Genomic DNA, 16,060 nt, shown 5'->3' with positions numbered 1-16,060 from the left:
GCCACAAGCCTCCGGCGTAAGGAAGTTGCAATGCGTGAGATGAATGATCGGCGCTTCACGACTCATGACGGGGTAGAGCTGTTCTACCGCCACTGGCCTGCAACCACGCAGACCGCCGACGCCCCTCGACAGGCCATCGTGTTGTTCCACCGGGGCCACGAGCACTCGGGGCGCATCGCCCATCTGGTCGATGAACTGGACCTGCCGGGCTTCGATTTCTTCGCTTGGGATGCACGCGGCCACGGTCAGTCGCCCGGCGCACGTGGCGACAGCCCAAGCTTTGCGACCAGCGTTCGCGACGTGCAGACCTTCGTCGACCACCTGAGCGTGACCTTCGATATTCCCGAAGAGAACATGGCCGTGATTGCCCAGAGCGTCGGCGCGGTCATTGCCGCCACCTGGGCTCACGATTACGCGCCGAAAATCCGTTCGCTGGTCCTCGCCTCGCCTGCCTTCAAGGTCAAGCTTTACGTGCCGTTCGCACGCGCGGGACTGGCGCTGATGCGCACGTTCAAGGGCAACTTTTTCGTCAACAGTTACGTCAAGGCGCGCTTCCTGAGCCATGACCCACAGCGCATCGCGTCGTATGACAGCGACCCGTTGATCACCAAAGCGATCTCGGTGAATGTGCTGCTGGGCCTTTACGAAGCCGCCGACCGAGTGGTTGCCGACGCGCAGGCCATCCAGATTCCGACCCAGTTGTTGATCTCCGGCGCAGACTTCGTGGTGCATCGCGGTCCGCAGGAAAGGTTTTTCGACGGGCTAGGCAGCGTGCGCAAGGAAAAACACATCCTGCCGGGCTTCTTCCACGACACACTGGGCGAGCGCGATCGCCACCTGGCGATCAGCCGTGCGCGGCGCTTCGTGCTGCAGAATTTTGAAACCCCGGTGGCGCGCCCTTCCCTGCTCGACGCCGACACACTGGGCGTGACCTGCGCTGAATCCGAAGCGCTGGCCGCGCCGCTGCCGCGCAATTCGCTACGCGACCTGTACTGGCGCATGACGCGTGCCAGCATGCGCCTGGGCAGCAAGTTATCCACAGGCGTGAAACTGGGCTTCGACACCGGTTTCGATTCCGGCAGCACGCTGGATTACGTCTACCGCAACAAACCCACCGGCACGGGCGCGCTGGGCCGGATGATCGACAAAAACTACCTGCAATCCATCGGCTGGCGCGGGATTCGTCAGCGCAAGATTCACGCCGAGGAATTGTTGCGCCTGGCGATGGCGCACCTGCGCAATCAGGGCAAGCCGGTGCGTATCGTGGATATCGCCGCCGGGCATGGCCGTTACATTCTTGAATCGCTGCAAGGCGTCGACCCGCTGCCCGAGTCGATTCTGCTGCGTGACTACAGCGACATCAACGTGCGCGACGGCAGCCTGCTGATCGAACAGAAAGACCTGGAAGACGTCGCGCGGTTCGTCAAAGGCGATGCGTTCGACCGCGCCGACCTGGCAGCGCTGGACCCCAAACCCACGCTGGCTGTGGTGTCGGGTCTCTACGAACTGTTCGCCAGCAACCAGATGGTCGGCGACTCGCTGGCCGGGCTGGCAGCCGCCGTCGAGCCTGGCGGTTATCTGGTGTACACCGGACAGCCCTGGCACCCGCAACTTGAGCTGATCGCCCGCGCCCTGACCAGCCACCGTCAGGGGCAGGCCTGGGTCATGCGTCGTCGTAGCCAGTCGGAAATGGATCAACTGGTCGAGGCCGCCGGGTTTCGCAAGATCACCCAGCGCGTGGATGAATGGGGGATTTTCACGGTATCCCTTGCGCAGCGTATTCAGTGAACAGGGTTCGCGAGCCGGGCCTGTGGAAAAGGGCGGTGGTCTGGCTGCTGGTGCTGGCACCGTTCTTTTTCGCCAGCTACGGCTTTGCCACCTGGTACACGGCCCAACGCAGTGATGTCGGCATCCTGGCGTTCGACTGGGAAAGCCATATGCCGTTCTGGGCCTGGACCATCGTGCCCTACTGGTCCATCGACCTGCTGTACGGGTTTTCGCTGCTGGCCTGCCTGACGCGCCGGGAGCTGGACACTCACGCGTTGCGCCTGTTCAGCGCGCAGGTAATCGCCGTCAGCTGCTTTCTGCTCTGGCCGCTGCGCTTCACGTTCGAGCGCCCGGAACTGGATGGCGTGTTCGGCTGGCTGTTCGCCGTGCTGGCCGGTTTCGACAAACCGTTCAATCAGGCGCCCTCGCTGCATATTGCGCTGCTGGTGGTGCTGTGGGTCTGCTACGACCGCTATGCGCGGCATTTTCATGTGGCGTGGCGCTGGCTGTTGCACAGTTGGTTTGCACTGATTGGCGTGTCGGTGCTGACGACGTATCAGCATCACTTCATCGACTTACCCACAGGCGCGCTGGCGGGCTGGCTGTGCGTCTGGCTCTGGCCCGACGAAGGCCGCAGCCCTTTACTGGCCGCCCGCCTGACCCGGCAGCCGCAGCGACTCAAGCTGGCGCTGTTCTACGGCATTGGCGCGCTGCTGCTGGCGACGCCCGTGTTCACCCTGGGCGGAGGCTGGCTCTGGCTGGCATGGCCTGCCGTGTCCCTGCTGCTGGTGGCGCTGAATTATCTGGTGTTCGACGCGGCGGGCTTCCAGAAGCGCCAAGACGGAACCTTATCCCCAGCCGCGTGCTGGCTGATGGCGCCGTACCTGATCGGCGCGTGGATCAATTCCCGGCTGTGGACAAAAAACCGCCCCGATCCCGATCAGGTTGTGGACAACATCTGGCTGGGCCGTGTGCCTGATGCAAAACAGCTGCAGCCGTTCGATACAGTTGTGGATATGTGCGCCGAAATCCCGCTCGGTGTCGGCTCGATAAGTTATCAACAGGTCGCGGCGCTGGATCTGGTGCCACTGACCGCCGAGCAATGCCGACAGGCTGCACAAGCCATCGAACGCCTGCGCGCCGATGGCCCGCTGTTGGTGTGCTGCGCCTTGGGATACTCGCGCAGCGCAATGGCCGTCGCCGCATGGTTGCTTCACAGCGGACGGGCGCGGTCTGTGGATAACGCAGTCGAGTTGATTCGCAAGGCAAGGCCAGGTGTCGTGCTGCGCCGTGGCCATGTGGATATCTTGAATGAATTCGCAGGGATTTCGTTTAAAGCGCACGTACCTGGCTAGCTGCACGTAGTGACCGCGCGAACTCTGTGGGAGGCGGCTTGCCGGCGATGAACGATGACGCGATGTTCCTGAAATACCGCGTCGACCTCATCGCGGGCAAGCCCCCTCCCACGGTCCGCGTTGGCGTCGTGTTGAGGCTTACCACGGTCAGCTTTCACACGTCTTTACTGGAACCACTTATCCACAGGAGTGCTTATCCATGTCATCGGAAATGCAGTTGCATGTAGTGGCCGCGCTGCTACGGCGTGGCAAGTCGCTGGATTATTTGTCCACAGGGCTGTTGCTGCTGAGTCTGCTGTTTGGCCTCATGCAGCTGTGGACAGGTTCTGCCAGCGTGCTGATGATGATGTTGCTGGCGTGCATGGTCCTCACCGGCGGGCTGGCCAAATCCCAGGCATTCCGCGTCGCGTTCGATGCCGATCTGTTCCAGCACATGGCTGATCGCCCGAGCCAGTTGAGTGATCGCACTCACGAGCTCGATCAGGTGCTGGCCGACCTCAGGCTGCAGCCCATCGAGAAAGGCGGCCGACCCTGGGGGCTGCGCACGCAAGGTGCACTCAGGCAATTACGTCTGCAGGTCCGTTATATCGCGCTCCAGCTGCTATGGCTGGTGGCCGCCATTTTCATCTTTCCCTGGCTGTCCTTCGCTCAATAGGAATTGTCATGTTCGAACCTCTGGTCGCCACGATCATTACCGCCGGTGCGCGCAGCATTACCGGCGCTCGCAGCCTTTGGCTGGGCTGTACGCCCGAGCCCCGGCAGCGGATCTACTATGCCAACCACAGCAGCCACGGCGACTTCGTGCTGCTCTGGGCTTCGCTGCCACCCGCGTTGCGCAAGACGGCCAGGCCCGTTGCCGGTGCCGATTACTGGCAAACCAGCCCGCTGCGCCGCTACATCATCAACCGCGTGTTCAATGGCGTGCTGGTGGACCGCAATCGAAGCTCAACGCCGGACGCGCCGGTTAAAAATCCTTTGCAGCCCATGCTCGAAGCGCTGGAAAACGGTGACTCGCTGATCCTGTTTCCTGAGGGCACACGCAACCCTGACGAAGGCCTGCTGCTGTTCAAGAGCGGGCTGTTTCATCTGGCGCAAAGTTATCCCCAAGTGGATCTGGTGCCGGTGTGGATATCCAACCTCAACCGCGTCATGCCCAAAGGCCGCCTGTTGCCGCTGCCGTTGTTATGCACAACCAGCTTCGGCGCACCGCTGCGGCTGGACAGTGAAGAAAGCAAAGAGCAATTCCTCGCCCGCAGTCGTGATGCACTGCTGGCCCTGGCACCGGAGCCGCTGTAATGGATAACCAGACTCAAATGCTGTTCATGGGCATCGGCGCTGTCCTGCTGCTGGCCTCGCTGATCGGCTACGTACTCAAACGCAGGGCAGGCGGCCCCAATTCGGTCATCGATAACCTGAACGCGCGAATCAACGCGTGGTGGGTCATGGTGCTGGTGATCGGCATTGCCTTCTGGCTTGGCCAGGGCGCGGTCATCCTGCTGTTCTACGCCGTGTCGTTCTACGCCCTGCGCGAATTCCTGACCCTGACGCCGACCCGACGCAGCGACTACCCCGCGCTGGTAGCCGCGTTTTATCTGGCGCTGCCGTTGCAGTACGTGTTGATCGCCATGAACTGGTACGGGCTGTTCTCGATCTTCATTCCGGTCTACGTGTTTCTGCTACTGCCGATCCTGGCGTCCCTGGGCGGTGACAGCAAACACTTCCTGGAACGTGCGTCGAAGGTGCAATGGGGCCTGATGATCGCCGTCTTCTGCGTGTCCTACGTGCCAGCTCTGCTGACGCTGGAGATCGCAGGCTACGAAGGCCGCAACCTGTTGCTGATTGCCTATCTGGTGATCGTGGTGCAGATCTCGGATGTGCTGCAGTACGTGTGCGGCAAGCTGTTCGGCAAACGCAAGATCGCGCCCAACCTCTCGCCGTCCAAGACCGTCGAAGGCTTCGTCGGCGGCATCGCCCTGGCTTCGCTGATTGGCGGCGCGCTGTTCTGGATCACGCCATTCAACCCGTGGCAGTCAGCACTGATCGCGCTGCTCATCAACCTGCTGGGCTTTGCTGGCGGCATCGTGATGTCCGCCATCAAGCGTGACCGGGGCGTGAAGGACTGGGGCCATATGATCGAAGGCCACGGCGGCATGCTAGACCGGCTGGACTCGGTGTGTTTCGCCGCACCGATCTTCTTCCACCTGGTGCGCTACTGGTGGACATGAGGCCACTTGCGCAGTCCTTGGAGGCTGATCAATAAGCGCGCCATGCTGCATTTGGCGTGTCTGACAGTTCCGCCGGCCAACGAAATGATTGCTGAATATTGCATAGCCACTACGCTCACGGCGCTCTGCAAAAATACTTCGTTGACCGGCCGTCCGAACCTGACTCGCTTGCAGGCCTTGCGCCAAGCGGCGATGAGCGTGATCGGGCTACCAACACAGACCTGAACATCGCCCGTTTCAAACGCCCGACGCCGTTTTTATTCACCCTGAACGGCGTTTTTTTTCGGCCTATTTTCGAACCGGATCTCGTCTTTGTTATCTGTTGTGGGTAGTTTGCGTTCGGCAAGGAGTCGTTGGCGCGCCATTTTTTGTGCAGGACGCACAGAATTACCTAGAGGCTTCACCCTTATGAATCGCAGGAATCTCCTGAAAGCTTCCATGGCGCTGGCCGCTTATAGCAGCGTGTCGGCTTCAGGCTTATTTGCCGCTCGCGCACTGGCTGCAGCAGCCGATGGCGAAATCGAACACTTCGATTTTGCCGAGTTGCAGGCCCATGCCAAGAAGCTGGCCAGCAAAGGTTATGTGAGTACCAAGCAGGTGCTGCCACCGGTATTGGCCAACATGACGCCGCAGCAGTTCAACGCCATTCGCTATGACCCCGAACACTCCTTGTGGAAAGACGTCCACGGCCAACTGGACGTGCATTTCTTCCACGTCGGCATGGGCTTCAAGACACCCGTGCGCATGTACAGCGTCGACCCGCAGAACAAGCAGGCGCGCGAGGTGCATTTCCGTCACGACCTGTTCAATTACGAAAGCAGCGGCATCGACAAGAACCTGGTCAAGGGCGATCTGGGCTTTGCCGGCTTCAAGCTGTTCAAGGCACCTGAAATCGCCATCAACGATGTGGTTTCTTTCCTGGGCGCCAGCTACTTCCGCGCAGTCGACAGCAACAAGCAGTACGGCCTGTCTGCACGCGGTCTGGCCATCGACAGCTACGCCAAGCGCCAGGAAGAATTCCCCGACTTCACCAAGTTCTGGTTCGAGACGCCGGACAAGAACGCTACCCGCTTTGTGGTCTACGCCTTGCTCGACTCGCCGAGCGCGACCGGCGCGTACCGTTTCGACATCGACTGCCAGGCCGGTCAGGTGGTGATGGAGATCGACGCGCACATCAATGCCCGCGTGGACATCCAGCAGCTCGGCATTTCGCCGATGACCAGCATGTTCAGTTGCGGCACCCACGAGCGCCGCATGTGCGACACGATTCACCCGCAGATCCACGACTCGGATCGCCTGTCCATGTGGCGCGGCAACGGCGAGTGGATCTGCCGCCCGCTGAACAACCCGGTCAAACCGCAGTTCAGCGCGTTCTCGGACAAGGACCCGAAAGGTTTCGGTCTGGTGCAGAGCGATCACGAATTCTCCAGTTATCAGGACACGGTGGTCTGGTACAGCCGTCGCCCTAGCCTGTGGGTCGAACCGGTCACACAGTGGGGTGAAGGCGAGGTCAGCCTGCTGGAGCTGCCTACCACCGGCGAGACGATGGACAACATCGTGGTGTTCTGGACGCCGAAGACCCCGGTCAAGGCGGGCGACTCGCTGAACTACGGCTACAAGCTGTTCTGGAGTCCGTTGCCGCCGGTCAGTACTCCGCTGGCGCAGGTTCATGCCACGCGTTCCGGCATGGGCGGCTTCCTGGAAGGCTGGGCACCGGGCGAGCACTACCCGAAAACCTGGGCACGCCGCTTTGCGGTGGACTTCCATGGTGGCGGTCTGGATCGCCTGCCGGAAGGGACCGGCATCGAGCCGATTGTTACGGTCTCCCATGGCAAGGTGCAGGACTTCAACATCCTCGTACTGCCGGACATCAAGGGTTACCGCGTCACCTTTGACTGGGTGCCGGACAGCGACTCGGTGGCGCCTGTGGAAATGCGCATGTTCATCCGCACCGGTGATCGCACATTGAGCGAGACGTGGCTGTACCAGTACTTCCCGCCAGCACCGGATCGCCGCAAGTATCCTTGAGGGGCTGACTGAAGCACATTCGCGGGCAACTCTGCTTTCACACCGGAATGTGTGGGAGCTTGCTCGCGAAGGCTATTTTTCATACGCAACCTCTCGATTGGACGGACCGGCCCTTTCGCGAGCAAGCTCGCTCCCACAGGTGTTGCATTCGGTCAGCACAATCGCCTTGTGCGCTGGCAGCTATCAAACGGATCACTCCGCAAGCAACCAGCTGAATATCGCACGTCCAGTGGGAGCGAGCTTGCTCGCGAAGGCTGTCTTTCAGGCGCTGCATCCGTAGGGCGGATGCACCGGCCTCATCGCTGGATGGCCGCCCGGAGCGCGCAGAAACAATCCAGCCTGCGGCACTCATCGGATAATCCGCTAATTCTGACGAATTAATTGACAGTTTCCCGAACTGCGACTGATATACACCCTGTCACGCCGTTGCGAGCATTCGCTCCAGACCTCCCTTGTTTGTTCTCAAACGCATCCCCTTCTATCGACCCGCCTGTCGCGGTCGTCGGGCGGTAGCGTTGTCCGTTCGAATTTCCTGACGCCATTCAGAAGGCAGACCTCATGGAGCTGAACCCAGCGAACAGAGCTGGCGATTCGTCGTCGATCATTTCTTTTGATAAATCCACCGTCGTGGTCTGGGTTGCGATCAGCCTGATTCTGGTCGAGACCTTTTCCGGTGCCTTGCGCTTCTACTTTGACAAGGCAGGTATCGGCCCTCTGCTGTACCTGCCCAAAGTGGCCTGCATCCTTTTGTTCGCGCTGGAACTGCGCACCTTCAAGGCCGGACGGTTGTTCTGGACCTTTGTCATCCTGTGGGCGGTCTCCGGGCTGCTGGCCATGCTGCACCGCGCCAGCCCGCACAACCTGGCGTTCAGCCTGTTTGCGTTGAGTCCATTGGTGTTCGGGCTGGTGTGCAGCGAGCACCTGATTCATCGCAAAAAGCTGCTGTGCTGGGCCATCGGTTTCTGCCTGCTGGCCTCGCTGGCGGGCCTGGCGCTGGACAGGTTCACCAGCGTGCCGTGGAAAGGCTACAGCTACAGCATGGGTGAAACCGAGCTGAGCGCCAATACCACGTGGAGCGCCGACGATGAGGACCGGCTCGCAGGCTTTGCGCGAGTCTCCAACGTGCTATCGATCCTGATCGCCTTCTACACCCTGTACCTGTTCATGTTCCTGCGTTCACGGCTGGTGATGATGCTGCTCAGTGCCATCGCGCTCTACGCCATCGTGTTGACCACCAGTAAAGCGCCCGCCGGAGCCTTTGCGCTGACCATGGGCCTGCTGTTGATCCAGCGCATGAGCTGGACCTGCCGGACGCTGTGCATTGTGGTGGTGTTCATCGGCCTGCTGCTGCCCACGCTGGGCATGGTGATGAGCTTCGATGCGCGCACGGTCAGCAGCAGCGGCAGTACGCTGGCCTCGCTCTACGACCGGCTGATCAACACCTGGCCCAACGTGATCAACGCCCTGACGCGCGAAGGCTGGGTGTTGACCGGTGCAGGCTTCGGCATGGTCGGCAGCACCATGGGCATCTTCCCGGTGGAAGGCTCGGAGATTTTCCTGGGCATGGACAACTCGGCGCTGTACCTGTGGGCGATGCTCGGCGTGGTCGGTGGCTTGCTGTACACGCTGCAGATTCCGCTGCTGTTCAAACTGATCGAGGACGAAAGCCGGGTCGGTCGCATGTTGCTGTCGATCAGTGTCTGCTGGTGCCTGATCAGTTGGACCACGGACATGTTCGAGGTCGCGGTGGCCAATCTGTTTGCAGGCCTGGCCATCGGCTACGTCATCGCGGAAAAAAAGCAGGCCATGACATCCCGACCGGCTGAACTGCAACTCACTGCCTTTCCCGACCTGCGCTGAGGAGGCTGTGCCATGACCCGCTCTTTACGCTGCACTGCGACGCTCCTGCTGCTGGGCTGCCTGAGCGTCGTGCCGGTGGCTCAGGCCGAGTCGCCCTTTGTCGTCGGCATCGCGACGCACTTGATGAACTTCGACCGCACGCTTAAACAACCACTGGAGCTGACCGCAGAAGCCGGTTTCAACTCGGTCAAGGACGATGCGTTCTGGTCAACCGCAGCGCCTTATCCCCACGAACTGCGCATCACCGCCAACTGGCGCAACTACCTGACTATCGCCCGGGACCTGGACATGAGCCGCCTGGCGATACTGGGCTACAGCACTTACTTTCACGACAACAAGAAGCCTCGAGAGCCGGTGGTGATGGACGCGTTTCTGAATTACGTCGATTACGTCACCCGCCAGCTCGGCAACCGCATCAGCTATTACGAGATCTGGAACGAGTGGGACCTTGAAGCCTCCGCCGACCATCAGTTGGCGTTGGACTACGTGACGCTGGTGCAGAAAACCGTGCCGATCATCCGCAAGAACACACGCAATGGCACAGGCCCGCAGGCAAAGATTCTCGCCGGCTCAGTGACCCCGGACGGCATGAAATATGGCTTCGCTGACCCCTTGATTGAAAGCGGCGCGCTGGACCTCATTGATGGGTTGTCTGTGCACCCCTACGCGCACTGTGCCGCCGACGACGGCAATACGCCCGAAGCGTGGGTGGTGTGGATGGCCGATTACGAGCGCTACATCCGCACCAAGGCAGGCCGTGATGTGCCGATCTACCTCACGGAAATGGGCTGGCCCAGCCATCAGGGGCCTTGTGGCAAAAGCGAACTGACCCAGGCGCGCTACATGGCGCGGATCTACTTTCTGGCCCGCACCATCCCCAACGTCAAAGGCATGTGGTGGTTCGACCTCTACAACGATGGCCCGGATCGCTACGACCAGGAGCACAACTTCGGTTTGCTCAATGAAGACCTGTCGCCCAAACCCGCCTACACCATGATGAAAGCCATCGCGCCGGTGGTTCGTGACTTCACCTACGACGCTCAGGCCAGCTCGCTGACCAAAGACCTTTATCAACTGCACTTCAGCAAGGGGAACGAGCGGGTGCTGGTGGCCTGGGCCATCGGTAAGCCGCGTGACGTGCAGGTGATCAGCCAGGGCAACACCAACGGCCCGGTGCGGATGATCGACACCGCCTATGCCGAACGCGGAGAAGTGGACAGTGGTCAGTCCTGGAACTGCGAAGGCAATCAGTGCTCGACCTCGATCACGCTGACCAACTTTCCCAAGATCATCCGTTTAAGCCCGGCGAGTCGCGGCGGGCAGATTGCTCAGAAAGAATGAGTACCGACGACAGATCCGAGTCGAGCCAGCCCAGGCCTTCGCGAGCTTGCTCGCGAAGACTGACAACCTGACAACACATCCCCTTCTGAAGAACCACTGCTTTGTGGAAGGCAGGGACATCGCCGCAATCACCTACGACGACAGATCCGGGTTGAATCAGCCCAGGCCTTCGCGAGCAAGCTCTCTCCCACGGGGATCGGGTTTCACTGTCCTTATACGGCGTTCACCGTTCCTGTGGGAGCGAGCTTGCTCGCGAAGACTGACAACCTGACAACACATCCCCTTCTGAAGAACCACTGCTTTGCAGGAGGCAGAGGCATCGCCGCAATCACCTGAACCTACCTCCCCGATCACCCACGGACCGGCACTCTCCCATGGACTTCAGAAAAGACATCAATGGCCTGCGCGCCATCGCGGTTATCGCCGTGCTGCTGTTCCATTTCCATCCCGCCTGGCTGCCCGGTGGCTTTGCCGGGGTGGATGTGTTTTTCGTGATTTCGGGTTACCTGATCACCGGGATCATCATGCGCGGTCTCAACAATGGCACCTTCAGCCTGGGGGCGTTCTGTACATCCCGCGCGCGGCGGATCATGCCGGCGCTGGCGGTGATGTGTTTCGTCTTGCTGGGGTTGGGCTGGTTCTATCTGCTGCCGCTGGACTACAGCGCGCTGGGCACCCACGTCGCGAGCAGCCTGGGTTTTGCGTCCAACTTCGTCTACTGGCGCGAAGCGGGCTATTTCACAGCCAATGCACACGAAAAATGGCTGCTGCACACCTGGTCGCTGTCGGTCGAGTGGCAGTTCTATCTGCTGTACCCGATCACCTTGCTGGTACTGCGTCGCTTCGTGGCGCAGCGGAATCTGCGCTGGTGGATTCTGGGCGGCAGCCTGACCGGCTTCGTGCTGTGCGTGTTCGCCTCGGTACGCTGGCCGGAGGCTTCGTTTTACCTGCTGCCGACCCGCGCCTGGGAGTTGATGTTGGGCGGCGTGGCCTGCCTGTTTCCCTTCAAGCTGCGCAGCCTTCAGAAGCGCATTCTGGAAAGCGTCGGGCTGACGCTCATGCTGGCGAGTTTCTTTCTGGTGTCGGTGCAGGACCTATGGCCGGGCTACCTAGTGCTGCTGCCCGTGCTGGGCGCATTTGCGGTGATCGTCGCTGCACGTCAGCACTCGCTGCTGACGACCCACGCGCTTTCGCAGTGGACCGGCAAACTCTCATACTCGCTGTACCTCTGGCACTGGCCGGTGGTCGTGCTGATGAATTACGCCGGATGGCTGGGCGATGTCGGCAACGTCCTGATGGGCATCGGCGTGGCCTTTTTGCTGGCCATCGCCTCGTACGAACTGATCGAAAAACCCACTGGCCGTGCACGCCCCAGGCAACGCTGGGCGTTCGCCACGCTCGGTACGGCCGTTGCGCTGGTATTCGCGGGCGGCACGGCAGTGAGCGCGACGCAGGGTATGGTCTCGCCGATGCGGGAAATCAGCCTGTCCGACAAGGCCTCATTCATTCAGGATTACGTAAACCGGCAGCAGAACCTGTACGAGCCCTACTGGCTCAAGTGCGACGCGTTTTCGGCGTTCACGCAGCGCGGGCAATCGAGCATCGATGAGTCATGCACACGCAAACAGGGTGAAGGCGGTGTGTTTCTGTGGGGCGACTCGCATGCGCAGGCCCTGTCGCTGGGTTTGCGAACTTTGCTGGCCAGGGACACGCCGTTCTATCAGGTCGCGTCAGCCAGTTGCCGCCCCGGCCTGAGTGTCCATCAGGGCAGGACCTCTCCCACCAGCAAGGCCTGTGATTACTCCAACAGGCTGGCGCTGCACAGCATCGAAACGTTGCGCCCCAACATCGTGGTCATCGCCCAGAAGGACGGTCACGACAAGACCGACTGGAACGGCATTGCGATCCGGCTCAAGGGGTATGGTGTGAAACATGTGGTGTTGATCGGCCCGCTGCCTCAGTGGAATCCATCGCTGCCCAGCGTCATTGCCAACCGTCACTGGGGCCTGAACGAATCACACATCAGCGACCCGGCTCTGGATCAGGGCGTCATGGCCGTGGATCAGGCGACCCGGCAACTGGCCGCGTCGGCAGACATCCAGTTCGTTTCCCTGATCGACAGGCTGTGCATCGCCGACGCCTGCCTGGCGCGTCTTGAAGACACCGACTCGCTGCTGCAGATCGATTCGGGGCACCTGAGCAAGGAAGGCTCGCTGTTTGTGGTAAAGCATTACGTGCTGCCCGGCCTGGTGAATTAGCTGCCGCGGTTTGGTCGTATCCAGGCAAAACGTGGCTAAAACCAGAATGTCCGACTGGACGCATAACCTGTGGGAGGCGGCTTGCCGGCGATGGCGTCAGTTCAGTGATTGCTGCAGGACGTGTGTATCACGATGAACACGGCGCACGGACACGCTCGTCCACTCAATCTCCCGCCTGCAGACGCTCGGCAAACCTGACCAGCTCAGCCAGGGAGTCGGCTTGCATCTTGCGCATCATCGAGCCGCGACGGACTTTGACGGTGATTTCGCTGACGTTCAATCGCGCCGCGATCTGCTTGTTCAGCAACCCCGTAACCACCAGTGCCATGACCTGTTGCTCGCCCTGATTGAGGCTCGCATGCCGACGCCGCAGCTCGGCTTCCACCGCAGCGCTCTGACGGCGAACACGGTCCAGCGCCAGGCCTTGCTGGATGGCATCGAGCAGGTCCTGCTCGCGAAACGGCTTGGTCAGAAACTCCACCGCCCCGGCTTTCATGGCCCGCACCGACATAGGAATGTCGCCGTGCCCGGTGATGAAGATCACGGGCAGAAAAATCCCCGATCGCGCCATCTGCTCCTGAAACTCCAGGCCGCTCATGCCTGGCATACGGATGTCCAGAATCAGGCAACCCGGCGCCTCGGGCCGGGGCGTGTCCATGAATTGCTGCGTAGAGCCGAACAGCAGGCTACGCAGCCCCACCGACGCCAGCAGGTCTTCGAGCGAAGTGCGCACCGACAGGTCGTCGTCGATCACGTAAATGATGGGTTCTTCGGCCTGCACGGTAGTGTCGGTGGTGTTCATCAGGAGTCCATCTTTCCGGTAGGCAGCGTGAAGTGAAACGTAGCACCGACTGACGAATCGGGCGTTACCCAGATACGCCCGCCATGTGCCTCGATAATGGACCGGCTGATCGCCAGACCGATTCCCATCCCCTCCTCCTTGGTCGTGTAGAACGCGTCGAAAATGCGCTCGATGTTTTCCGGCTGCACGCCGACGCCATTGTCGCGCACCGAGAACTTCACCTCCCCGCCTGCGTTCCAGTCCACCATCACCTCCAGCCGGGCCTCACCGGGTTCGACCTTTCTCATCGCGTCCACGGCATTGAGCATCAGGTTCAGCAGCACTTGCTGAATCTGTACCCGGTCTGCCAGCAACGGCGGCAACCCTTCCGACACCTGAACCGCGAGCGCGACCTGCTGCTCGTCGATTTCACTGTGGGCCAGCGAGACGATCTCGGCCACCGTATCGGCCACGTTGATCCACTCCTTGTGCGCAGCCGAACGCTTGGCCATTGCCCGCACTCGCACAATGATATCGCCCGCCCGATTGGCATCGCCGATCATTCGCGCAAGCGCCTGGCGCGCCCGGCCCAGATTGGCCGGCTCCGCGTCCAGCCAGCGCGTACAGGCGTTGCCGCTGGTGACGATGGCCGACAACGGCTGATTGATTTCATGGGCGATGGACGCTGTCAGCTCACCCAGCATGTTGACGCGGGCGATCTGCGCCAGCTGCGAGCGTGCTTCGTGGACCGAACGGATGGCTATCGCCATGCGCAGTGCCAGGTAAGTCGCCATGGCAATCGCCGCCAGACTGATGATGCAGTTGATCAGCGCCGCCTCACTGCCTCGCGATATCGTCAGCTCGTAGCTGAGCACCGTCAGCGCCATGCAGGTCACCGCGACAGCGATAACTCCCCCGACCGGCAGGAACGTGACCGCCATGAGCACCACGGCAATCTGGAACACACCCACGGCAATTTCCAGATCGGTCAGGGTGTCGGCAATCGCGATCACGACCGCCAGGACCAGCAAGGCCGCCAGCCTGACCGCCATCGCGGCCTTGCCAAAGGATTCAGGCTCGCGCATCAGCACCATCTCACTCGTTTAAAGGGCCCAGCGCAGTATGCGCTGACACGCCTCAGGAAGGGTTATCCAGACTGAACTGATCGGCCAGTTCATCGTAGGCGAACAACTCGGCGTAGCGTCCCCACTGCGTCACCGAATCCAGCGTCTGGCGAGCATCGCTTTCGGACATGAAGTCTTCCAGTTGATCCCGAAAACGCCGTGCCGGGGCGGTATGGGTGGAGCGATCATCCAGCACCCGGCGAATATGCGCCACCAGCGGCACAAAGCTCAGCAGGTGCTGGGCGAACAACTGCTTGCGCTCATCCACGTCCGCCAGCGCGTAACGATTGGCCGCAGGCAGCAGGCGAATGTCGCCCCCCTTGAGTTCGGCGAAGCGCAGCAGTTGCAGCACTTCGGCAATCGGAAACAGCTCGTCGGCGTTGTAGTGCAGCGCACTGGCCAGTTCCGGCAGGTCGGCTTTCATGCTGTAGGGCGGCGCATGAATCGCCTCGATCAGGCCGGCCAGCGCGTTGGTCGATACGTGCGGCAGGACCATGCCCAGCCCGGTCCCCGGAAACACACCCTGACGAATCGCGCCCGCGTCACTGTCCTGAGTCATCAGCACGTAAATTTCTTCGACCAGTGCCTGAAAGATCGGGTCCTGACGGTTGCGCGGCTGCGGGAGGTCGACCTTGATTTCACTGATCACCCGACCCGGATTGGAGGAGAACAGCAGGATGCGGTCGCACATCAGCACGGCCTCGGCGATGTTGTGCGTCACCATCAGGATTGACTTGATCGGCATGCGGCCTTCGCTCCACATGTCCAGCAGGTCGGTGCGCAGGGTTTCGGCCGTCAGCACATCGAGCGCCGAAAACGGCTCGTCCATCAGCAGCACGTCAGGATCGATCACCAGCGCCCGCGCCATGCCGACCCGCTGGCGCATGCCGCCCGACAGCTCCTTGGGATAGGCACTCTCGAAGCCGTCCAGACCGATCAGGTCGATGGCCGCCAGCGCCCGCTTGCGTCGCAGTGAAGCCGGTACGCCTTGCGCTTCAAGCCCGACTTCGACGTTTTGCAGGACCGTCAGCCACGGAAACAGCGCGAAGCTCTGGAACACCATGCCCACCGACATGGCCTTGCCCTGCGCACGGTTGGGGAAAAGCACCTGGCCTTCGGTGGGCACTACCAGCCCTGCGATGGAACGCAATAGCGTGGACTTGCCCGAGCCGGAGCGCCCCAGCAGGCCGATGATTTCGTTTTCGTGGAGTTGCAGCGTCACATCATCCAGCACCAGCCGCTCTTTGCTGGCCTTGCCGTACACATGTCGAACCTTCTGCACATCCACCAGGCAACGCTTTTCGACAGCCATCATCGTGGC

Annotated in this window: 12 protein-coding genes; 9 read left to right on the top strand and 3 right to left on the bottom strand. The window is 61.1% G+C overall.

The annotated features are described in order from the left end of the window. Positions 1–30: 30 nt before the first annotated feature. From H8S56_RS12730 to H8S56_RS12690, 9 genes are all read left to right on the top strand, one after another. A complete protein-coding gene (locus tag H8S56_RS12730; RefSeq protein ID WP_187518830.1) occupies positions 31–1,788 on the top strand; it encodes a bifunctional alpha/beta hydrolase/class I SAM-dependent methyltransferase in 1,758 nt (585 codons plus the stop codon). Next, complete coding sequence (locus tag H8S56_RS12725; RefSeq protein ID WP_187518829.1) at positions 1,785–3,122, top strand: phosphatase PAP2/dual specificity phosphatase family protein; 1,338 nt, start codon at positions 1,785–1,787, stop codon at positions 3,120–3,122. Before H8S56_RS12730 ends, H8S56_RS12725 begins: the two co-directional genes overlap by 4 nt. A gap of 199 nt (positions 3,123–3,321) precedes the next feature. Next, positions 3,322–3,777 (top strand): hypothetical protein, encoded by a 456-nt coding sequence (locus H8S56_RS12720; RefSeq protein WP_024686434.1) that lies wholly within the window; start codon positions 3,322–3,324, stop codon positions 3,775–3,777. Between the two features lie 8 nt (positions 3,778–3,785). After that, the gene (locus tag H8S56_RS12715) at positions 3,786–4,418 is read left to right on the top strand and encodes a lysophospholipid acyltransferase family protein (RefSeq protein ID WP_187518828.1); all 633 of its coding nucleotides are present in this window, start codon (positions 3,786–3,788) and stop codon (positions 4,416–4,418) included. Then, positions 4,418–5,347, top strand: a complete 930-nt coding sequence (locus tag H8S56_RS12710) for a phosphatidate cytidylyltransferase (RefSeq protein ID WP_024686436.1) — start codon at positions 4,418–4,420, stop codon at positions 5,345–5,347. The genes H8S56_RS12715 and H8S56_RS12710 overlap by 1 nt, the downstream gene beginning before the upstream one ends. 408 nt (positions 5,348–5,755) lie before the next feature. Next, positions 5,756–7,375 carry a glucan biosynthesis protein D gene (locus H8S56_RS12705; RefSeq protein WP_024686437.1) on the top strand — a complete coding sequence of 540 codons (1,620 nt, stop codon included), beginning with the start codon at positions 5,756–5,758 and terminating at the stop codon, positions 7,373–7,375. 558 nt (positions 7,376–7,933) lie between these two features. Further along, the gene (locus H8S56_RS12700; protein WP_187518827.1) at positions 7,934–9,235 is read left to right on the top strand and encodes a hypothetical protein; all 1,302 of its coding nucleotides are present in this window, start codon (positions 7,934–7,936) and stop codon (positions 9,233–9,235) included. Between the two features lie 12 nt (positions 9,236–9,247). After that, complete coding sequence (locus tag H8S56_RS12695) at positions 9,248–10,576, top strand: glycoside hydrolase family protein (RefSeq protein ID WP_187518826.1); 1,329 nt, start codon at positions 9,248–9,250, stop codon at positions 10,574–10,576. A gap of 374 nt (positions 10,577–10,950) precedes the next feature. After that, entirely contained in the window at positions 10,951–12,834 is a 1,884-nt protein-coding gene (locus tag H8S56_RS12690) for an acyltransferase family protein (RefSeq protein WP_187518825.1), read from the top strand. A 163-nt stretch (positions 12,835–12,997) separates the two neighbouring features. Here H8S56_RS12690 and H8S56_RS12685 read toward each other — a convergent pair whose 3' ends face one another. From H8S56_RS12685 to H8S56_RS12675, 3 genes are read right to left on the bottom strand one after another with little or no spacing between them, the layout of a single operon-like run. Next, a complete protein-coding gene (locus H8S56_RS12685; RefSeq protein WP_187518824.1) occupies positions 12,998–13,636 on the bottom strand; it encodes a response regulator transcription factor in 639 nt (212 codons plus the stop codon). Continuing rightward, positions 13,636–14,700 (bottom strand): sensor histidine kinase, encoded by a 1,065-nt coding sequence (locus H8S56_RS12680; protein ID WP_187518823.1) that lies wholly within the window; start codon positions 14,698–14,700, stop codon positions 13,636–13,638. The genes H8S56_RS12685 and H8S56_RS12680 overlap by 1 nt, the downstream gene beginning before the upstream one ends. Positions 14,701–14,752: 52 nt before the next feature. Continuing rightward, positions 14,753–16,054 (bottom strand): ABC transporter ATP-binding protein, encoded by a 1,302-nt coding sequence (locus H8S56_RS12675; RefSeq protein ID WP_024685993.1) that lies wholly within the window; start codon positions 16,052–16,054, stop codon positions 14,753–14,755. Between the last annotated feature and the right edge of the window lie 6 nt (positions 16,055–16,060).

The organism is Pseudomonas triticifolii, assembly GCF_014358015.1.
GTDB lineage: Bacteria > Pseudomonadota > Gammaproteobacteria > Pseudomonadales > Pseudomonadaceae > Aquipseudomonas > Aquipseudomonas triticifolii.
The sequence above is the reverse complement of the archived record's forward strand: the minus strand, read 5'-3'. Positions and strand labels throughout refer to the sequence as shown.